Below are 21509 nucleotides of genomic sequence, written 5' to 3'. Positions count from 1 at the left end.
ATGACGAAGCAATTTCTTTTTCAACCGTATAAGTCCATTGAAGCCTTAACTTATATTTACTTAAATACCTTACATGGTTCAATAATTTGAAAACGAAAGTAAGCTCTCATCGGTAACTCCTGCCCTGCTTTCGCTTATAGTCCTCGGTTTCGTTACACTCCACCTGTGGGCTAATCCGCTCAATCAGGTTTAGTTAATAACGTAATGTGTTTCTTGGCAATTAAAACATATCCAATTAAGATTTATGAAGTTTTTGAAACTTCTTAAGTCTATTAACAAAAATAATTAACGCAAAAAACAGCATAAAAACTCAAGAACATTCATATTGTAATTGCGAGCTTTATAAATAAATGCTATTTTTGGATATGAAGAAATTTGTAATCACAGCATTATTGATAAGCTCTACCTTATTTTCAATAGCTCAAATCAACATCATTCCAAAGCCTGTGTATTTAAAAGAAGAAGCACAGCAAAAAGGTTTTACTATTAACACGCAAACCAAAATCGTTATAGAAAATGATTCGTTGAAAAATTCAGCAGTTTTCTTCAATAATTATTTAGAGAAATATCTTCAGTTTAAGCTTACCATAACTAACGTTAAGCCATCAGAGAACTACATCTACTTAGTTGTTAATACTCGCATAAGCGAATTTAGTAATGTTTATTTACTAAATAGCTCTTCAAAAAACATCTCTATAGCTGGCACGTCTAAACCTAGTGTCTTTCATGGTGTGCAATCATTAATTCAACTACTTCCAACCAAAAAAAGCAATGAGTTAATTATTCCCGCCGTTACCATTAACGATTACCCCCGTTTCGATTACCGTGGCATGCACTTAGATGTAAGTCGCCATTTTTTTGACGTTGCTTTTATTAAGCAATACATTGACTACATGGCATTGCATAAAATGAACTACTTCCATTGGCATTTAACTGATGACCATGGATGGAGAATTGAAATCAAAAAATACCCGAAACTAACGGAAGTTGGTGCTTGGAGAAATGGCAGTATTGTAGGTTTATGGCCAGGAAAAGGGAACGAGCACATCAAATATCAGGTTTTACCAAACGATGTAAAAATTACACCAGCTGGTGCAGTAGTTAAAACAGATGGCATTCGTCACGGTGGTTTTTATACACAAGACGAAGTGAAAGAAGTAATTAAATACGCAGCCGATAGATACATCACTGTAATTCCTGAAATTGAAATGCCTGCTCATAGCATGGCAGCTTTGGCAGCTTACCCTGAGTTTGGTACAGACTCAAAAAGTGGTTACAAAGTAGCCGAAACTTGGGGAATGATGAACAAATACAACAATGTTTTTCAACCGACTGACAAGAGCTTTGGCTTCTTAGAAGATGTACTGACAGAAGTAATGGATTTATTCCCTTCCCCATACGTTCACATCGGTGGCGACGAAGCTTCTAAAATTTGGTGGAAGCAATCTGCCGAGACGCAGAAAATTATGAAGGAAAAAGGCATTAAAGATGAAGTTGCCTTACAAAGTTATTTCATTCATCGTATCGAAAAATTTGTAAACAGCAAAGGCAAAACCATTATTGGCTGGGACGAGATTTTAGATGGCGGATTAGCGCCAAATGCCATTGTAATGAGCTGGCGTGGCGAAAAAGGTGGCATTGCCGCAGCAAAGGTTAAACAAAGAGTAATTATGTCGCCAGAAGAAAAGCTATACCTTAACCATAAGCAATTTATGAAAGATGATAGCTTGGCTGCCAATAAATTCTTACCTCTGGAAACGGTTTACAATTACGAGCCTGTACCTGCAGAATTAAATGCTGAACAAGGGAAGTACATTTGGGGAGCACAGGGAAATCTATGGTCAGAATACATTGGCAACCCAGCTAAAGTGGAGTATATGATTTTTCCTCGTATGGATGCACTGAGCGAAATTCAATGGTCGCCAAAAGCTCAAAAAAACTACCCAGATTTTCTCAACAGATTAAAGACGCAATTTAAGCGCTACGATTTAATGGGGATTACTTATAGCAAGCGATATTTGACTGCAACCCCCTAAAAAATTTCCCTTTATAAGCAGGTTATTATTTGCCACAGATGCACAGATTTTATGAAAAACATATCTGTGCATCTGTGGCTTTTATATTTCTAAAAAATATTTCTACTTCCCTGTAATTTTCCGGAGCCTTTGCTTACTAACTGTACAAATAAACAGTTTAAAAATGAGCAAGACAGAAAAAAAACCAACCGTAAGTATAGCGACTACCGCTTTTCTCATTCTTATTCTTTCTACTACAGAAATGCCTCCATTGTTGAAATATCCAATGTTGGCCATCGCAACTATTTCTTTTATTATTGTGGCGGTTCATCTGTACCATGAGTTTAAGGAAAATCGTTCATCATCAAAATCAATTCATTAAAAAATCAACTATGAAAACTCAAGAAACAACAACCAACCAAATTAAAAACAGCATTTTAATGATTATTGGAATGGCCTTTATGGTCATTGGTACTAGAGATGTCCCTCCATATTTAAAATATACTTTGCTAGTAATATCGATTTCTGCATTTCTTTACTTACTTTTTGGTTTTGCAAAAGATGCCACCAAACAAATAGCACAAGCAAAAAAAGACAAGGCCAATAAATAATGACAGAAAAAATCTATCTCCAAAAAATTGAAGAGCATAAAGGTATCATCCTTAAAGTGGTGAACCTTTATGCCGATGATTTGGAAGACAGAAAAGACCTGTATCAAGAAATTGTATTACAAAGTTGGAGTGCCTATCATCGGTTTGAAGGCAACTCGAAATTTTCTACTTGGCTTTACAGAATTAGCCTAAACGTTGCGCTCACTTTTTTAAATAAGCAGAAGAAAGCAACAAACATTAAGCAAAGTAGTCATGCAGAAATTAGCTACGAACCAAAAGAACTATCGGAAAGAGCAGACTTTTTGTACAGAGCAATTAAGCAACTGGCAGAAGTTGACCGGAGTATCATCATGTTGCATTTGGATGGTTTCGACAATACAGAGATTAGCGAAATTACAGGCTTATCTAAAGGGAATACTAACGTTAAACTGCATCGTATTAAACAACAACTCACTACTATTTTAAACAAAAAATAAAATGGATTTACAACAAGAATGGCAAAATATGTCGGCAGAGCTGATGAACTCCGAGCAAAGTGCCCAAGTTTCGAAATTCAACCTAGATGTACAATCTAAAGATCTGCTTCAAGATTTGATATTTAAACTGAAATGGAAGTTAAGATGGGTAAGAATCATTGATCTGCCAATTTTAGCCATTGCCTTATTTGCAGACAGAGATTTGAAGATTTTATTGCTAGGTGTTTTTGCACTCTATGAGATTTCAAGATGGTTTGGCGCAAAGGAATTCCAGAAAATTAAAACCAGTGTAGATTACTCCTCTAGCACAAAAGAAGTGTTAGAGAGCAATTTAAAAGCAATCACTAAAATTCTTTCGATAGAAAATATTTGGGGATACATAACCGCCCCCTTAGCTGGGCCAATTGGATTTTTGTGTTATAAACTAACTGTCCACAAAAGCTTTGCTAACGTGTTTGAGTTACCAAACATTTACTTGCACTTAGCCTTATTATTACCGTTGGGGATATTGGTTATCTTGTTGGGCAATTTGATGAACCGCAGCATTTTCAAAAAGCAAATTGAAAGTTTGAAGGCAAAGATTGGGGAATTTGCTGATGATAGAACCACATAGGCACATAGTATTAATAGCTCGTCATTCCCGCGTAGGCGGGAATCGTAAAGCAAAAAAAGTTTAATTGATTTACCAAAGCATTACGATACCCAATCAAGTTGGGTATGACGAAATACAAAACTACTGCTACTTGGCCTTTATCTACAAAACCAACCTCGGCATCATTCCTTGCGATTGAAAAGCACCTGGAGTGATGCCTACTATCTTTTTAAAGGCTCTGGTAAAATAATTGGCATCGCTAAAACCTAACTCATAACTAATTGCCGCAATCTTTATTCCCGGTTTAAGTAACATCTCCTTGGCTTTTTTCATCTTCTCTGCCAATATAAAATCATTCGGACTAACCCCTAATTCACGTTTAAACAATCTATAGAACGTAGCTTTACTCATACAAGCTTTGTCGCTCAAACTTTCTATGCTTATTTTCTCATTGAGATTAGATTTGATATAGCCAATTACATAAGCTAAAGGATTGTTATTTAGTGTTTCGCTCTGTAAAAGATTTAGGTTTTGAGTTTGCATAATCCTCACCAACAACTCTTTTAAAGTTAAATCTGCCAATACATCTTTTTCTCTTGAGGTATCAGAACAAACTTTTATCACTTTGTTAATTAAATAAGCTATCTCTTCGTTGTTATAAAAATGATATTCATCGTAATTCAACTTCCACTCCTCGTCGTTGCTCTCTTTTGGGAAATACTCGTTCAAATACCTGATGGTTTGTTTAATCTGTCCGTTATCAATTGCTAAAGCGATACACTGCGTTGGATTTAAATCTGTAGCCTCTGGAAAATCGATGCGCATGGTTTCAGATGGAGGAACAATTACCGTTTCGCCAGGCAAATATTCAAACTCCTTCTTCTCGTTCAAATGCATCACCTTTTTACCACGCAACATGCTTGTAATTACAAAATCATCGAAAGTTAATGGCACTTTGTAAGATTGCGTATAGGTTTCAAACACGTTTAACTCGCAACGCTCCAAAGTGTACGAAGTTCTATTTTCGACTAGAGTTTGCAACTTAGATTCGTTGCTAAGGCTTACCAAATCCAATTTGTGGTTCATCATTTTATGCTTTGGTTAAATAACGTAATATTCCACTATGTTGTTAAAGTAAAGATAGAATTATTTCAAATCTATTACATTGCTTGCAACGATAATGCTATCATTTGCAACTATTTTACTATCGTCTAGCTTCTATGAATCATAGGTTTGTAATAACCAAATTTTAAAATCATGGAACAAATAGTAAAAAGACCAGAGTTTAAATCTCACTACGACAATTATATTAACGGTCAGTTTGTAGCACCGGTAAATGGAAAATACTTCGACAACATCTCTCCTATCGATGGAAAAGTATTCACCAAAGCTGCACATTCTTCAAAAGAAGATTTAGAATTGGCAGTTAACGCAGCGGCGGAAGCTTTCAAAACTTGGAGCAAAACATCATCTACCGAAAGAAGCATTATTTTGAACAAGATTGCCCAACGTATGGAAGACAATCTAGAATATTTGGCTACAGTAGAAACCATTGATAACGGAAAAGCGATACGCGAAACCTTGAATGCCGATTTACCTTTGGGTATCGATCACTTCAGATATTTTGCTGGTGTAATACGCGCCGAAGAAGGTTCTCACACAGAGTTAGACGAACATACTGTTTCTCTAATTGTGCATGAGCCAATTGGTGTAGTAGCTCAAATTATCCCTTGGAATTTTCCTTTATTGATGGGGATTTGGAAACTGGCGCCAGCTTTAGCCGCTGGAAATACTGTAGTGCTAAAACCTGCCGAAAGCACCCCTACTTCTATCATAGTTTTAATGGAACTAATTGGCGACCTATTGCCTCCAGGAGTAGTAAATGTTGTGAATGGATTTGGAGCAGAATTGGGTCGTCATTTGGTAACTAACCCGAAAGTTAACAAAGCTGCATTTACAGGTTCTACTCCAACGGGACGTTTGGTGATGCAATATGCTACAGAGAACATCATTCCAGTAACTTTAGAGTTAGGTGGTAAGTCTCCGAACATTTTCTTTAATTCCGTAATGGATGAAGATGATGCTTTCTTGGACAAAGCCATTGAAGGCGCTGTTTTATTTGCGTTGAACCAAGGTGAAATCTGTACTTGCCCATCGAGGTTATTGGTACAAGAAGATATTTATGACAAATTCATCGCTAAAGTAATTGAAAGAACTAACGCCATTAAAGTTGGAAGCCCTCTTGATAAAACAGTGATGATGGGTGCACAAGCTTCTAAAATTCAGTTCGAGAAAATTAAATCTTACATCGAATTAGGGAAGCAAGAAGGTGCAGAAGTATTAACTGGTGGCGATATTAATCAATTGTCTGATGAACTTGGCGGTGGCTACTACATTAAACCAACTATCTTTAAAGGGCACAATAAAATGCGCATTTTCCAAGAAGAAATTTTTGGGCCAGTATTGGCAGTAACTACTTTTAAAACCGTAGAAGAAGCTATTGAAATTGCCAACGATACTTTGTACGGTTTAGGAGCAGGTGTTTGGACTAGAGATGCACACGAACTTTATCAAGTACCGAGAGCTATCCAAGCTGGTAGAATTTGGGTAAACCAATACCATGCTTATCCAGCGGGTGCACCGTTTGGAGGCTACAAACAATCTGGTGTAGGTAGAGAAAATCATAAAATGATGTTAGGTCACTATCGCCAGTCGAAAAATATGTTAATCTCGTACAACAAAAACAAATTAGGCTTCTTTTAACATAACCAGTTTGTCATCCTGAGCACAGCGAAAGATCTGTTAAACTTAAAAACGAAAGGAGGAAAAATGGTTAAGCGATTAGATAGTACAGAAACAGCAAAAGACTTGATTAAAGAACTGAAAGCGCAACATGGCGAATTGATGTTCTATCAAGCTGGCGGCTGCTGCGAAGGCACCCAACCACAATGTTTCGAAAAGGGAGGCTTTTATGTTCGCATGAACGATATCCTACTAGGAACCATAGAAGATTGTGAGTTTTGGGTAGACAAAGATCTATTCGAATACTGGAAATACTCGCATTTTACGCTCGATGTATTAGATGGGTTTGGTGTCGGGGGATTTTCGTTAGAAACTCCTCTTGGCAAAACCTTTAAAATACATTATAGATTATTTACCGAAGAGGAACTGAATAATCTAGAGCCTATAACTACAGCACAATAATCTTAGTTTATATTTTGGTTTGATTTGCCAGTGAGCCGCTTTGGCTTGCTGGCTTTCTTTTTAAAACCAACAGTTGTAGTCAGTATCTCATTTTAACCTGATACGCATCACACTATCACCTATCGCATTCATCTATCTTTAAATTAACTCAATAATCCGTTCACTAAATTAATCATTATGCTTCCAAACACCATGAAAGCAGCCGTTGTTCGCGAATTCGGAAAGCCGCTGCAAATCGAAGAAGTTGAGGTAAAGAGACCTGGCAGAAATCAAATTTTAGTAAAAGTTATTGCCAGTGGCGTATGTCATACAGACCTACATGCTGTAGAAGGCGATTGGCCAGTTAAACCAAAAATGCCGCTAATTCCAGGACACGAAGGTGTAGGCTACGTGGTTGCTGTTGGCCCAGATGTACAGAATGTTAAAGAAGGAGATGCCGTTGGGGTGCCTTGGCTATATAGCGCTTGTGGTTGCTGCGACCATTGTATTACTGGTTGGGAAACACTTTGCGAAAGCCAACAAAACGGTGGCTACAGTGTAGATGGAGGCTTTGCTGAATATGTTATCGCTGATGCTAGATATGTTGGAAAACTACCTGTAAACACTAATTTCTTACAAATGGCACCCATACTTTGTGCTGGGGTTACCGTTTACAAAGGCTTAAAACAAACTGAAGTTAAACCAGGAGAATGGGTGGCCATTTCTGGAATTGGCGGTTTAGGTCACGTAGCGGTTCAATATGCAAAAGCGATGGGAATGAACGTAGCTGCAATCGACATCGCAGATGATAAGCTAGCTCTAGCAAAAAGATTAGGAGCTGATATTGTTGTTAACGCCAAAAATGAAGATCCAGCATCAGTGATCAAAAAAGAAACTGGTGGAGTACACGGCTCTTTAATTACTGCAGTTTCTCCTATTGCATTTAAACAAGGCTTACAAACCATGCGTAGAAAGGGTACGATGGTGCTAAACGGTTTGCCTCCTGGCACATTCGACCTTTCTATTTTCGATACCGTACTAAACGGAACTACCATTAGAGGTTCTATAGTTGGCACACGTAAAGATATGATTGAAGCCATTGAATTTGCGGTAGAAGGCAAGGTAAAAGCCAATGTTACCGCAGCTAAGTTAGAAGATGTTAATGACGTTTTCGAACAAATGAAAAAAGGCGAAATAGACGGCAGAATTGTGCTGCAAATAGCTGAATAATTATCTGTTAGCCACAGATACACCGATAAAAAGCGATAAAATCTGTGCATCTGTGGCTAATTTCAAATCCATCTAATTCTCATTACAGCATCCTCTTTTCAATTTTATTAGCAAAATCCGCAGAAAAGCCTAATATTTGAGTTCAAATTATTTTCGAATATGTTGCGTAAGATCATAGCTGCGATAGTTACAATTATTACGTTGTGGTTAATCAAAGAGACAATCTTTATCTTCACAACGTCGCAAGCCGATATTGCAAAAAACAGAGACTTTTTGAAATTAGCCAGTCTCAGTATTGTAATTCCATTGCTAATTTTAAACTTCTGGTTATGGCGTCCTAAATCTAAATTAGAAAATGATGAACCAAGATAATGAACATCTAAAAAAACTTGCTACTCAACTCAGCTGCCCGCAAAATGAAGAAGGCATTGAAGTTGCAAACATGATGCACGATAGCAATATCGGCATGACCAGAAAAACAATTGCTGCTTTAAATATTACCAAAGGTGATTTAATTTTAGAACTAGGTCATGGCAATTGCAAGCATCTTTCAGAAATTTTAAACCAAGCAGAAAACACTTCTTATTATGGTTTAGAAATCTCAGAACTGATGAAAAAGCAAGCTGCAGAAAATAATGTTGCAGCTATACAAAGCAATAGAGCCTCGTTTCATTTGTATAATGGCAATACCATTTCATTTTCAGAAAATACTTTTGACAAAATTTTAACTGTTAACACCATCTATTTTTGGGAAAACCCCGAAGCTTTTATTCAAGAAATTTATCGTGTATTAAAACCCCAAGGCCGTTTTGCTATTGGATTTGCCGATAAGGATTTCATGGAAAGCTTACCTTTTACTGCCTACGGTTTTGATTTGTACAGCAAAGAGCGTATTTATAAATTAGCTGATATAGCTGGATTTAAAATTATTGATATCAGCTCGTTTACTGAGAGAATTAGAAGCAAGGCTGGTGATGAAGTTGAAAGGCTATTCTATGTAGCACTAGCAGAAAAATAGTGCAGCGACTGTAAAATCGCCTTATACTTAGCAATCTAAGATCATTTACGGCTAAATCTCACGCTACTCCCAAACTCCGTTTGCCTAAAATCTAAATTCTGCTTTATTAATAGCGGTCGTTAATATGCAACTTTCTTAAAACAGTAGGTTAATGTAATCGTTATTAGTGTAAAGCAAACAGCAAAGCTCTATTTTATGAGTTTAGCATGAATTTTGCACTTGTTAAAACTTAAACACAAGCAAATTAATTAACCCTTTCAATTCATCGATTTTCTAGCATACTTAAATGGCAAAAGAGATTAAGGTTATCAAATGTCCAAACTGTGGTAGTGTAAATAAAGTAGAACTAAAACCACATTTCTACAAATGCAGCAGCTGCGAAACCGAATATTTCTTGGATGACAATGATATCAATATCAATTACAACCACAATTTTAATAACAACAACCAGTTTGATAGTAAAACCATAAAAACTGTTGCTATTGTTATTGGCTGTATTATTGGTTTTTTTGTACTCATGTCTGTTATTACAGGTCTTTTCAAAAGCAATAAATCAACCTCAAAAAACTATAATACCTACACTGCGCCTAAGGAAGACGATGACGAAAGATTTAGTGCAAGTAGGTACAGTTACCTTATATTTCTACAGCCAAGCAATCAGCCTGTAGTAATGACCTTAGAAAGCAGAAGATATTACTCAAATGCTCATGAGAGTAAAACAGGAACTTATTTAGCCTATTACAATCCAATAAAAAAGGAAATGATAGCCGAAGATAAATTAAGTGATGAATCCCTTTCTTCATCTGATGTAAAATTCAGAACCTTTTCTGATGGCCACATTTACATCCTCAATAATAAAACATCATTACTTAGATTAAACAAAGAAACCTTAAAGACTGAAGATGTTGGGAAAGGATTTTTTGAAGCGAATAATGAACTGCAAATTGGCGTTGCCACTATAGAGTTTGTTTATGATGATTATGGAGATGGCTTACTTCTTTTAACAAACGATGGCAAGAAACGATATTATTATCCTTTAATACAAAAGCTATATACAGAAAAGGAGTACAACAATGCCAAAAGAGGTTTTAACAATTTGCTACCTACTGCGAAAGACAAAACCATCTACGTTTTCACTTCTCAGAGTTCCGATTATCCTGAAGACAAATTGCAATTAATTAAGCTCACTTATAAAGATAATGGTGCTGGGCCTAAAGATGTTGCAGATAGATTATCTTGGGGAAAAGATTTTGGTGGCTCGGGCATTTTCACAGATAGAGACCCCTATAGAAAAGTCTTGATATCAAAATGGGAGAAAGAAACCTCTAGAATTTTAGATTGGAAAGACCTTACTCCAGACAGGCTGTACTTTGAGCCTTCAGTTGCACTTGATGACAGTACGGATTTATTGATACAATTTAGAGCCGATGCGAATACCAAAAGTGCCTTTAAATTACAGAAGCTAAACAAACAAACGGGTATAGCAGAGTGGACGGTGAATACGAACGATGGTAAAAAAATTAAAACGTTGCTAAAATATAAAGAAGGTTATGTAGGTGTTAACAACTCTAACGAACTTACCTTATTTGATGAAAAAGGCAACGTAAAAAGCACCTATAAATTAGATTAACATGGGATTAGGAGATTTTTTTAAAAGACAGTTATCGCAAGTAATAGAATGGAAAAACCAGGACACAAATGTATTGGTCTACAAATTTCCATCTAGTAATGACGAGTTGAAAAACGCAAGTAAATTGATTGTATCTCCTGGCCAGGCAGCAATTTTAATTTACGAAGGCAAGGTGGCGGACCATATTACGGAGAATGGGATTTACGATATCGAATCGGATAATCATCCCTTTATTACCACGCTATTAAAACTGCGTACCAATTTTGAAAGTGAGCACAAACTGAGAGTTTATTTTTACAGAACTGCCGAAAATGTAAACTTACATTGGGGAACATCGCAAGCTATAAAGTACATGGACCCAGTTTATAAAATACCGATAGAACTAGGTGCAAATGGCAGCTTTTCTTTTAAAATTGCTGACCCGCTACATTTGTTTACCAACATTATTGGCTCTAAAGATACCTACACCGTTAACGAAGCGAAGCAACTGTTGCAAAGTCGTTTTCCACAGGGAATTGCTTCGGTTTTGGCCACAAGTGCCTTATCTTACCAACAAATTGATGCGCAGTTGCCAACTATCGCCACTAACGTAAAAAAACTGTTAAATGAAGAAGCAGCAAATTTAGGTTTAGCATTAACGGATTTTAAAGTTAACGGAACCATATTTGACGAAAGCACGAAGGAAAGAATTGACAGAGTATCTGATATCACCGCAGATACTATGGCTGCAAGCGAGGGCGGTTTAACTTACGTAGAGCTTGAAAAACTAAAAGCTTTGAGAGATGCTGCTCGTAACGAAGGTGGGCTTGCAGGCGCAGGCTTGCATTTGGGCGTAGGCATGGAACTTGGAAAAACATTTGACCTTGCTAAGCAGGAACAATTAAATGCACCTGCCGAAGATACAGTTACCAAATTACAACAGCTTAAATTGTTGCTAAACGAAGGTATCATTACGCAAGAAGAATTTGACGCGAAGAAAAAAGAATGGTTAAGTAAATTTTAAAACGAATAAGATGAAAAATTTTATAGGAGCGCTTATTGTTTTGCTCAGCGTATCGCTAATTGGCATTTTAATTTTAAGAATTTGGGGTATCTACATTGTAAGTATAGACCAGATTGTTAAAAGTGGCTACACTCTCCTACTTTTGGGGGCATTAATCGTCGTTTTAATTATTGTTTACGGCGCATTTTTCAAGAACTCAAGTAAGGGCTACAACAAAAGTGTTGGCAACAATGCACATCCAAAACGAGATTCTTAAAACAGGTAAGTTACGCCACTACTTCCTTGCTGCCGTTTAGTTTTAAGCACTCCATTTCTTCCAATAGCGCTTTTTTAGATTCGAAGTACAATGTGTACATCATATCTCTTGTAGCGTTTAAAGCATCGAAAAGTATTTCGAGTTCACTGTTAATATATTCATCTACTAGAAAATATAATGGCTTTTCCTTCGAAAGATACTTTTCTAACTTTTCTTTTGCTTGTGAACTAACCTTCACACTAAGCGGCAGGGCGAGCAACGTTTGTATATGTTCCCTAAGCTTAATCTCCGTACGAGCAAAATCTTCAAAATTTGCTGTGATTTCGGCAAAAGGCGTAGTATACTGTATAAATTGGGTTTGTTCAACTGCCCTAGAGTACACCTCTATCACCTCCTCATAAGTTTTATCGAAAGCAATAAGTGTACGGTATTTCTCTAAATATACATCAGCGCTGCCATTGTTCAATGCTACCTTCCTAAAATAATCATGAATTACAGAATCATTTACAGCTATCGAAGCTTTTAACTCTTCCAGTTCAAGTTCTAACTTAGGTAGCAGTTCAGCAATTTCCCATTTTTGGTACTTCTTACCATCGTACTCAAAAGATTTAATGTCAGTTTCTTGAGTTTGTATCTGCTTTAAGCTATGAATATCTAATTCGAGTGACGAGGCAATATAGAGCATATCTGTCTTATCATAGGCATAAAGCTGATCAAAAGTTATCGGAGTATCGTTTACGGTCGACTGCTCCAAGTCAACCTTTATTGGATTGTGATTATCATAGTAGCCGTTAAAAATTGCTGGAAAACCATTTGCTTTAAAATCATCTTCATAAGTTTTTTTGAACAAATCAATATTGTCAGATCTTACTTCACCTTTATATTCAACATTGCTAAATAAAAGCGAAGTGACGGTTGCTTGCATGGCCGCACCATCGGCAAACAAAACTGTTGCAGGTTCTCCGTCGTCTTCCCCTTCTGGAAAATCCCCCATGACAACTGCAGCAATTCTATCTTCGGTACTCGGGTGACTAGCCCATTGGTTTTTGATTACCAACTTAGATTTGTTGTACCTATTAATATATTCATTAGTCACGTTTGGAAAACCGTTCACAAACTCAATTCCCGCATCTTGCGCAAGAATATTCATTACAAAGCGATGTTGCGGATAAATATTTTCAGGTTTTACATTCAAATCAATTTTCTGTTCATAATAGCCTATCGTCCTGTCAAATGCATTGTTCGATAAGTCTAGCCTCATCATCGAAGTGATAAACGGCTTTTTGCCTACAGTATTTGCAGCTATGGCGTCAGCATGAAATTCCATTTCTCTAGAAAGCTTCAAGTGCTGTAGATTAACCAGATCGTAAAGTTTTTTTAATACCCATTGCACGCCTTCAATAATCTTTATACCCAACGTAGCAAAAAATGCGAAGAAATTGCTAATGTTTGCAAACTGTTGTATCAGCTTTCCATAGCCTTCGTTATCATATAGCATATTGTAGATGATCTGATTTACAGTGTAAACATAACTGCCCACCTTCATAGATCGCTGAGAGAAATGGCCAAACTCATGTGCTAAAATGGCTTTCAATTCGTTTTTAGAAACGCTGTTTACCAAAGCCAGACCAATCTGCAAATTCTTCTTCACCGGAAAAATCATGCTCCAAAACGTAGAGTCGTAAAACACCGAAGCGTTTACTTCATGAGACACAAATATCTTTTTCGGGAAATCTGTCTGCACTTTCGCTACAATTTCCCTAATTTCCTGATAAAGCAATGGTGCATCTGTTTCCTTTAGTGCAATTAAATGCGAACGATCAACCTTGTGACGCTTAAAAATAAACTTCACTAAAAAAAATACTACCAAAAGGCCCATACCTATTAAGCCTAAACCTATTAATAATGTAATCCAATGCGCCTGAAATTCGATTAATGCAATGCCTAAAAATCCGCATAACACAGCTAGGCCGATAGCAAATAACAGAAGTACAAAATAAGAGATGATAAAAAATACAATTGCAAAAATTGCTTTACGAGCAGCGTTTTTAAACTCTTGGCTCGCTAAATCTTCTGACAGATTTCCCATAAGAGACGTTTAGTTTGTTTGGCATTGTAAATTAAACGATTATGTTGAAACCAGCAAATCTTTAACCCAAAAATTTCTTCTTCAATTCTGGTGTTGGCACCCAGCAACTTTCTTGCTTGCCAAACCATTTATATCTATTACGGGCAATGAACTTGTAAACCGCATTTCTAATAAATGGCGGAACAATTATAAAACCGTACAGCAAAGGCCATAAACCATTGAGTTTTCTCGCCACACGTAACGCAGCGGTAGATTGCTCGTACACTTTTCCATTTTCTAAAAGCACAAAGCTGTCTCCTTGCTTTACCTCTAACTGGTAATTAGAAAGCTGATTTTTTGCAAAATCGCTCTGCAACGCCGCAAATTTGAAACGATTTTTAGGGTCGCGTTCAATTACAAATTGCACAGCGCCATTGCATAAATTGCAAACTCCATCAAAAAATATGACATCCTCTTTTGGCATAGTGCAAGTTAGGCAATTTGATAAAGCTGTCATTAAAAAAATTATCAATCTAGTTTCATTCTTTTATTTTTTATTTCAAACTTTGGTTAGAACATTCGGTCCTTTTCGCGTTTGCAAAACTCTAGAGATAAATAATAATAAAATGAGCAATAGATACACTTATATTAACGGTCAGATAGTTTCAGATAGCGATGCTAAACTTTTAGTAACCGATTTAGCGGTACAGCGTGGTTACGGCATTTTCGATTTCCTGAAAACGATAAACGGTAAGCCCATTTTTATTGAAGATTATTTTAACCGTTTCTACAACTCGGCAAACGAGATGCACTTAGATATCGGCTTGGATAGGACTGAATTATTGAAAGCCATCAACTCGCTTTTAGAAAAGAACAGCATCGCCAATGCAAGCTTAAAGATTATTCTAACTGGCGGCTATTCTGACGATGGTTATCAAATTGCAAAACCGAATTTAGTGATTGTGCAAGCTCCTTTCGAGTACGATAAATCTAGTTTCAGCAAGGGATTAAATTTACTATCGCACAGTTACCAAAGGCAGTTGCCAACGGTTAAAACCATCGATTACCTACAAGCTATTCGTTTGCAGCCGTTACTTAAACTGAAACAAGCCGACGACTTATTGTACCACAATAATGGCGAAGTGAGAGAATGCCCAAGAGCTAACATTTTCATGGTAAAAGACAATGAAGTTTTTACGCCGAACACGGATATTTTACGTGGAATTACTCGTAGCAAAATCTTGAGCATTAAACTCGATGGCCTTAGCATTAAAGAACAGGATTTTAGTTTAGAGGAACTTGCAAATGCTGATGAGGCTTTTATCAGCAGCTCTACCAAAAATATTTTACCTGTTTTAAGTTTAGACGGCAAAGCAATAGGTGATGGCAAACCTGGAAAAATCACAACTGCTTTAAGTGAGCAATTGTTGGCTATGATTAATAATTATTAGAAAGGCAAGGCTCGAATTGCTATTTATGCAAGCCCCGCCAAACGCTTTACTACATGGTAAACACATAGGTTTACCACTACGTGCTCGCTTATGTCGGGTTTAAAATGCAAGTGCTGTGCAAAAGTTTGAGTTTCATAAACCCGATAGCAGCGGAAATACTTTTTGATGCGTCATTTCGACGAGGAACGAGGAGAAATCTGTTACATAGATGCGTTTATCTTTTAGATTTCTCTCTACGTTCGAAATGACGGCACAAGAACACAAAAAGATTGTAGCGTATAGCGGGACTAACGTCAATTTTAGCAGGCGGTTGCTTTTCCAAATATTAAAACGCATTAAAATATTTCCTTTAAACGGTATGAACTGACAATTAACCAATTAAACAGTTAAACGATTAACCGACATCAAATTTCCAACGTTTCAACTTTACAACCTTAAAACATTTATCTATATTTGTGCAATCCAAGTGCAATGCAAAAGAGAACTCTACTCAGCGGCCAAAAACTTCAAATCACAATTAAGCGACTTTGTCATCAGCTAATTGAGAACCATATCGATTTTAGTAATACCGTTTTAATTGGCATACAGCCAAGGGGAACGTTTTTTGCTGATAGGGTTCATCAGGAGCTTTCGGAAATTTTAAAAACCGACAACATTAAAAAAGGTCATTTAGACATTACTTTTTTTAGGGATGATTTTAGACGTAAAGATGGTTTGGTTACAGCCAGCAGTAATACCATTGATTTTATTATTGAAGGCAAGCAGGTTATTTTAATTGATGACGTGCTTTGGACTGGACGTACCATACGTGCGGCAATGGATGCACTTTTGGCTTACGGCAGACCAGAAAGCGTAGAGCTTATGGCGCTAATTGACCGCAGATTTTCGAGACATTTACCTATTGAAGCTAACTACATTGGTTTACAGGTAGACTCTGTAGATTCGCAGAAAGTAAAAGTAAGCTGGAAAGAAAACGAAGGCGAAGACAAAGTAATTTTATTAACAGATAAACAGTAAAATGGCAGCAGACAAATTATCAACCCGACATCTTTTAGGCATTAAAGATATTAACCTGAATGATATTGAATTGATTTTCGAAACTGCTGATAATTTTAAGGAAGTGATTAACCGCCCGATTAAAAAGGTGCCTTCTTTAAGAGATATTACCATTGCGAACATCTTCTTCGAAAATTCTACTCGTACCAAATTATCTTTTGAACTGGCCGAAAAAAGGCTTTCGGCAGATGTGGTCAACTTTGCAGCTTCTTCTTCCTCAGTAAGTAAAGGCGAGACGCTAATTGATACCGTAAACAACATTTTAGCGATGAAAGTTGATATGGTGGTGATGCGTCATCCTTACGCTGGTGCGGGTCAGTTTTTGAGCAGACATATTAACGCACAAATTGTGAACGCTGGCGACGGCGCTCACGAACACCCAACACAGGCTTTGCTAGATGCTTTCTCTATCCGTGAGAAATTGGGCGACGTAGCTGGTAAAAAAGTGGTAATTGTGGGTGATATTTTGCACTCTCGTGTGGCTATCTCGAACATTCTTTGCTTGCAAAAATTGGGAGCAGAAGTGATGGTTTGTGGTCCTACAACCTTAATTCCGAAACATATTGCTGCGCTTGGTGTTAAAGTAGAGCATGATTTAATGAAAGCTTTAAACTGGTGTGATGTGGCAAATATGTTGCGTATCCAGCTAGAGCGTATGGATATCAAGTATTTCCCTACGGGTAGAGAGTACTCGATGATGTACGGTTTGAACAAGCAAATACTTGACAGTTTAGACAAAGAAATTGTGGTGATGCACCCAGGACCAATTAACCGTGGTGTAGAGATTACAAGTGATGTAGCGGATAGCAAACAGTCTATCATTTTAAATCAGGTAGAAAACGGAGTAGCGGTAAGAATGGCTGTGCTTTATCTTTTGGCGAGCCAGAACGATAAATAACAATGACCCCACAGGAAAAACAATTTGTAGATTACTGGACAGAAAAGCGGAAAAAGTGGAGCTGGAAAAAGCACACTTACCAAACTTTTGTTACCATTGTTTTACCAATTGCTATTCTGATTGATTTAGTGAATTACTTTATTATTGGCGATACTGAATATACGTTTTTCACTTTTACCCACCTTTTTACTTTTCTTTTAAATCTTCTTATACTTTCTGTACTGATTATTATGGGCTCTGGTTTTACCAATTGGAACTATAACGAAGGCAAGTATTGGAGCATTCTGCGTAAAAACGCTAACAAATTGCAATAGTTCGCACGCTTATCACCTCCCTTTTTAGTTCTAATTTCTTCCCTTTTTAGGACGATTTTTCCTTTTTAATTTTTCTTCAAAAATTTTTGACTGTATGATTTCAATCATAAACAGCAGCGTTGTGCTTGGGCTACATTTGAACTAACAAAACGATTACAGAATGAAACTATCATGAGTTTACATTCACAGCACAAGCCGAACTCATGACAGCTTCATAACCTTTAAAAAATTATATTATGATGAAAAATAAAGTCATTACAACACTATGCTTGTCAGCTGCCATTTTTATTGGCGCTTGTGGTGGTGGAGACCAATCTTCTACCGGAACCCAACAAACAGACCAACCTGCTGGCGCTACTGCCGAAGCTTCTTCTTACGACCCTAAACGTGGTGAAGGAAAATATGACGAAAGCAACATTGTAGTAGGTGCTTTAGATGCAGCTATGGCTACAAAAGGAGATGGAATTTCGAGTACTAAATGCTTCTCTTGCCACAAAACCACTGATGAGAAATTAGTTGGACCAGGTTGGAAAGGTGTAACCGAACGCAGAACCCCACACTGGATTATGAACTTCATTACCAACCCAGACCCAATGATTGACAAAGACCCTGAAGTACAGGCTCAATTGGAACTTTGCTTGGTTCGTATGCCAAATCAGAACCTTTCTGAAGAAGAAGCGAGAGCAGTGGTAGAGTACATGCGTAAAAACGACGGTGCTAAATAATTCGTACAGTTAGAACATCAATTAATTCTTAAATATATGATAAGTAAAAGAATTGCAGTCGGCATATTAGCGGTAGCCGCTTTACAGCTCGGCTCATGTAAACCAAAAGGTGCTGGTAGTGCCGTAAGTGGCGATGCAGCAGCAAAAACCTATGTTGCTCCTGGCAAGTACGATGAGTTTTATAACTTCGTTTCGGGAGGTTTCAGCGGACAGTTAAGTGTTTATGGCTTACCAAGTGGTCGTTTGTTACGTGTAATCCCTGTATTTTCTGTAGACCCAGAAAAAGGTTGGGGCTATAGCGAAGAAACCAAGCCTATGCTAAATACCTCTCACGGTTTTGTGCCTTGGGACGATTTGCACCATGTAGAAATGTCTATGAATAATGGCGTAGCCGATGGAAAATGGGTTTTCGTAAACGGAAACAATACCCCTCGCCTAGCTCGTGTAGATTTGACAACATTCCGTACTGCGGAGATTATTGAATTACCTAACAGTGCGGGTAACCACAGTTCGCCATTTGGTACAGAAAATTCTGAATACATTGTTGCAGGTACACGTTTTAGTGTTCCAGAAGATGGCGATGCCGGCGATGTGCCAATTGACACTTACAAACAAAACTTCAAAGGTCACCTTAGCTTTGTGAGCATCGATAAAAATAACGGAGAAATGAACTTGGCTTTCCAACTAAAAACTCCAGGTATTAATTTCGATTTAGCTCGTGCTGGTAAAGGCAAATCTGCTGGCTGGTTCTTCTTTAGCTGCTATAACTCTGAGCAAGCTAACACTTTGCTAGAAGTAAACGCATCGCAAAAAGATAAAGATTTTATCATGGCGGTAAACTGGAAAAAAGCTGAGGAATATGTGAAAGCTGGAAAAGGCAAAAAGCAGAAGGTAAAATATGCGCACAACAAATACAACGAAGAAACGCATAATGCTACTTCTACCATGAAAAACGAAGTAACAGTTTTAGACATCACCGAGTATCCAGATTTAGTTTATTTTATTCCTTGTCCTAAATCGCCACACGGTACCGACGTAGACCCAACAGGAGAATTTATTGTAGGTAGTGGCAAATTAGCTGCGTTGTTGCCTGTGTTTAGCTTCGATAAAATCCAAAAAGCTATTGCTGATAAAAACTTCGAGAAAGAAAAATATGCGGGTTTACCTGTAATTAAATACGAAGCTGCACTTTATGGCGAAGTTCAAAAACCAGGTTTAGGTCCCTTACACACCGAATTTGATGACAAAGGAAATGCTTATACCTCTTTCTTCGTTTCTTCTGAAATCGTGAAATGGAACATCAAAGATTTGAAAATTATTGACCGCAAACCTACTTATTACTCGGTTGGTCACTTAATGATACCAGGCGGTAACACTAAAAAACCTTTCGGCAAGTACTTAGTGGCTTACAACAAAATCACTAAAGACCGTTACTTACCAACTGGTCCGGAATTGTCTCAAAGTGCACAGTTGTATGATATTAGTGGTGAGAAAATGGAGATGATTTTAGACTTCCCAACTATCGGCGAGCCGCATTATGCACAAGCTATTCCAGCAGAGCTGATAAAAGATAAACAACTGAAATTCTACGACATTAACAAGAACAAGCATCCATTTGCTACGAAAAGCGAAGCTGAAGCTAGAGTGGAAAGAAAAGGAAACCAAGTGCATGTTTACATGACTTCTATCCGTTCTCACTTTGCTCCAGATAACATTGAGGGTGTGAAATTAGGTGATGAAGTTTATTTCCACGTAACCAACTTAGAGCAAGACTGGGATGTACCTCATGGTTTTGGTGTTAAAGGGGCCAATAACGGAGAGTTACTAATTATGCCAGGCGAAACCTTAACGTTGAAATGGGTACCAGACCGTATTGGAATGTTCCCTATTTATTGTACAGATTTCTGTTCTGCATTACACCAGGAAATGTCTGGATATGTTAGGGTATCTCCTAAAAACAGTAATGTGCCAATTAAATTTAGCTTAGGCGAAAAACCTAAAGCAGCAAAATAGCAATAAAGCCAAATTAGATAAGTGAAGGCAGTGCATGTAAAAGTGTGCTGCTTTTTTGTTAATTAATGAGACTATAGGTTATTTGAAAAGTAATGGGGGAGTTGCGCATTTTAAATACATGCAAATAGCACACTAAACATAAACATTTAAGATTATGATATTCTACAAATACGTTGATGAGTTGCGTATATTTGAGAGTTAGGCGGCATTTTTAACAGACTATACGCAAATGAAAAATATTTTTACTTCCATACTTTGTTTCTTAGGATTAATTTCTTGTAATGGACAAACTGAAAAACTAAATGTAGAAGAAATTAGATTGATAAAAGAAATAAATTTAGACCAAGAAACCGCCGAAAAAATAAAACAAAACGCTACAGGAAATTTTGAAGTATCAACAGGTCATAAAGATAGACAAATGCTTTTTGAAGACTTTGAAAATCTAAAAAATTACGCTGAAAATCTTCCCAAAGCAATAAAAATAAATGCAAAAGCTGAAAATGCAAATCAAATTATTGAAAAATTCAGAAAACAGCTGAAAACAAAGAAATTAATTATATACAAATCTGCTGAAAACTATGGAAATGAAGATGATGTTATTACTATTCTTCAATCAGAAAATAATTATGAGCCATTGTTATTTGAAGCTACAAATGCTGTAAATTATGATATTTATACTCCACAAATAATAGAAAAGTTAAAAACTTGGGAATCAAAATATGGAATAGAATTATACGGAGTTGGATTTGATTTTGTTTCTGGGGAATTTAAAAATCAACCGAACGATGTTCGAGAATTCGCAAAAGAAATGTATGAATTTTGCCCCGATATTGTTGATCAAGGAGTTGGAAGCTTAAAAGAACTTGAGAAAACATTTAAAGAAACGAAAAGCTTTTTTCTTTGGTGGGATTAAAAAACATCGTACAACAAAGGTTTGCTAAACCGAGCTTGCGAGCTCAACGAAGTTAAA

Annotated in this window: 22 protein-coding genes; 19 read left to right on the top strand and 3 right to left on the bottom strand. The window is 37.0% G+C overall.

Annotation, left to right across the window (positions count from 1 at the left end):
- Positions 1-365 precede the first annotated feature (365 nt).
- The 5 genes from AC23ME_RS13815 (at position 366) to AC23ME_RS13795 (ending at position 3715) form a co-directional block, all read left to right on the top strand.
- Positions 366-2036, top strand: coding sequence for a beta-N-acetylhexosaminidase (locus AC23ME_RS13815; protein ID WP_487728365.1), 1671 nt, complete (start codon positions 366-368; stop codon positions 2034-2036).
- A gap of 163 nt (positions 2037-2199) precedes the next feature.
- A complete protein-coding gene (locus AC23ME_RS13810; protein WP_487728364.1) occupies positions 2200-2397 on the top strand; it encodes a hypothetical protein in 198 nt (65 codons plus the stop codon).
- Between the two features lie 10 nt (positions 2398-2407).
- Complete coding sequence (locus AC23ME_RS13805) at positions 2408-2626, top strand: hypothetical protein (protein WP_487728363.1); 219 nt, start codon at positions 2408-2410, stop codon at positions 2624-2626.
- Positions 2626-3102: an RNA polymerase sigma factor gene (locus AC23ME_RS13800; RefSeq protein ID WP_487728362.1), complete on the top strand. Its 477-nt coding sequence runs from the start codon at positions 2626-2628 to the stop codon at positions 3100-3102. The genes AC23ME_RS13805 and AC23ME_RS13800 overlap by 1 nt, the downstream gene beginning before the upstream one ends.
- A gap of 1 nt (position 3103) precedes the next feature.
- Complete coding sequence (locus AC23ME_RS13795; RefSeq protein ID WP_487728361.1) at positions 3104-3715, top strand: hypothetical protein; 612 nt, start codon at positions 3104-3106, stop codon at positions 3713-3715.
- A gap of 141 nt (positions 3716-3856) precedes the next feature.
- Here AC23ME_RS13795 and AC23ME_RS13790 read toward each other — a convergent pair whose 3' ends face one another.
- Positions 3857-4783 (bottom strand): AraC family transcriptional regulator, encoded by a 927-nt coding sequence (locus AC23ME_RS13790; protein ID WP_487728360.1) that lies wholly within the window; start codon positions 4781-4783, stop codon positions 3857-3859.
- Positions 4784-4951: 168 nt separating this feature from the next.
- Between AC23ME_RS13790 and AC23ME_RS13785 the strand changes: the two genes are divergently transcribed.
- From AC23ME_RS13785 to AC23ME_RS13755, 7 genes are all read left to right on the top strand, one after another.
- The gene (locus AC23ME_RS13785) at positions 4952-6457 is read left to right on the top strand and encodes an aldehyde dehydrogenase family protein (protein ID WP_487728359.1); all 1506 of its coding nucleotides are present in this window, start codon (positions 4952-4954) and stop codon (positions 6455-6457) included.
- A gap of 66 nt (positions 6458-6523) precedes the next feature.
- On the top strand, positions 6524-6898 hold the full coding sequence (locus AC23ME_RS13780) for a DUF779 domain-containing protein (protein WP_487728358.1): 375 nt from the start codon (positions 6524-6526) through the stop codon (positions 6896-6898).
- Positions 6899-7075: 177 nt separating this feature from the next.
- Positions 7076-8107, top strand: a complete 1032-nt coding sequence (adhP, locus tag AC23ME_RS13775; protein ID WP_487728357.1) for an alcohol dehydrogenase AdhP — start codon at positions 7076-7078, stop codon at positions 8105-8107.
- 355 nt (positions 8108-8462) lie between these two features.
- Positions 8463-9125 carry a class I SAM-dependent methyltransferase gene (locus tag AC23ME_RS13770; protein ID WP_487728356.1) on the top strand — a complete coding sequence of 221 codons (663 nt, stop codon included), beginning with the start codon at positions 8463-8465 and terminating at the stop codon, positions 9123-9125.
- A 286-nt stretch (positions 9126-9411) separates the two neighbouring features.
- On the top strand, positions 9412-10755 hold the full coding sequence (locus tag AC23ME_RS13765; RefSeq protein WP_487728355.1) for a hypothetical protein: 1344 nt from the start codon (positions 9412-9414) through the stop codon (positions 10753-10755).
- A 1-nt stretch (position 10756) separates the two neighbouring features.
- On the top strand, positions 10757-11758 hold the full coding sequence (locus AC23ME_RS13760; RefSeq protein ID WP_487728354.1) for an SPFH domain-containing protein: 1002 nt from the start codon (positions 10757-10759) through the stop codon (positions 11756-11758).
- A gap of 10 nt (positions 11759-11768) precedes the next feature.
- Positions 11769-12014 (top strand): hypothetical protein, encoded by a 246-nt coding sequence (locus AC23ME_RS13755; protein WP_487728353.1) that lies wholly within the window; start codon positions 11769-11771, stop codon positions 12012-12014.
- Positions 12015-12024: 10 nt separating this feature from the next.
- Here the strand turns inward: AC23ME_RS13755 and AC23ME_RS13750 are convergent, their stop codons facing one another.
- Positions 12025-14103 carry a M48 family metalloprotease gene (locus AC23ME_RS13750; protein WP_487728352.1) on the bottom strand — a complete coding sequence of 693 codons (2079 nt, stop codon included), beginning with the start codon at positions 14101-14103 and terminating at the stop codon, positions 12025-12027.
- 61 nt (positions 14104-14164) lie between these two features.
- Positions 14165-14566, bottom strand: a complete 402-nt coding sequence (locus AC23ME_RS13745; protein ID WP_487728351.1) for a thiol-disulfide oxidoreductase DCC family protein — start codon at positions 14564-14566, stop codon at positions 14165-14167.
- Between the two features lie 142 nt (positions 14567-14708).
- Here AC23ME_RS13745 and AC23ME_RS13740 point away from each other — a divergent pair, with 142 nt between their 5' ends.
- The 7 genes from AC23ME_RS13740 (at position 14709) to AC23ME_RS13710 (ending at position 21452) form a co-directional block, all read left to right on the top strand.
- Entirely contained in the window at positions 14709-15533 is an 825-nt protein-coding gene (locus AC23ME_RS13740; RefSeq protein WP_487728350.1) for an aminotransferase class IV, read from the top strand.
- A gap of 471 nt (positions 15534-16004) precedes the next feature.
- Positions 16005-16550, top strand: coding sequence for a bifunctional pyr operon transcriptional regulator/uracil phosphoribosyltransferase PyrR (pyrR, locus tag AC23ME_RS13735; protein ID WP_487728349.1), 546 nt, complete (start codon positions 16005-16007; stop codon positions 16548-16550).
- A gap of 1 nt (position 16551) precedes the next feature.
- Complete coding sequence (locus AC23ME_RS13730; protein ID WP_171047790.1) at positions 16552-17487, top strand: aspartate carbamoyltransferase catalytic subunit; 936 nt, start codon at positions 16552-16554, stop codon at positions 17485-17487.
- Positions 17488-17489: 2 nt separating this feature from the next.
- Positions 17490-17801, top strand: a complete 312-nt coding sequence (locus AC23ME_RS13725; protein ID WP_487728348.1) for a hypothetical protein — start codon at positions 17490-17492, stop codon at positions 17799-17801.
- 236 nt (positions 17802-18037) lie between these two features.
- Positions 18038-18526 (top strand): c-type cytochrome, encoded by a 489-nt coding sequence (locus AC23ME_RS13720; RefSeq protein ID WP_487728347.1) that lies wholly within the window; start codon positions 18038-18040, stop codon positions 18524-18526.
- A gap of 36 nt (positions 18527-18562) precedes the next feature.
- Positions 18563-20539 (top strand): Sec-dependent nitrous-oxide reductase, encoded by a 1977-nt coding sequence (gene nosZ, locus AC23ME_RS13715; protein WP_487728346.1) that lies wholly within the window; start codon positions 18563-18565, stop codon positions 20537-20539.
- A 229-nt stretch (positions 20540-20768) separates the two neighbouring features.
- A complete protein-coding gene (locus AC23ME_RS13710) occupies positions 20769-21452 on the top strand; it encodes a DUF4253 domain-containing protein (RefSeq protein WP_487728345.1) in 684 nt (227 codons plus the stop codon).
- Positions 21453-21509: the final 57 nt, after the last annotated feature.

It is taken from the genome of Pedobacter sp. T50_32, assembly GCF_057652195.1.
Note: the sequence above shows the minus strand (reverse complement) of the source record. Positions and strands in the feature narration are given on the sequence as shown.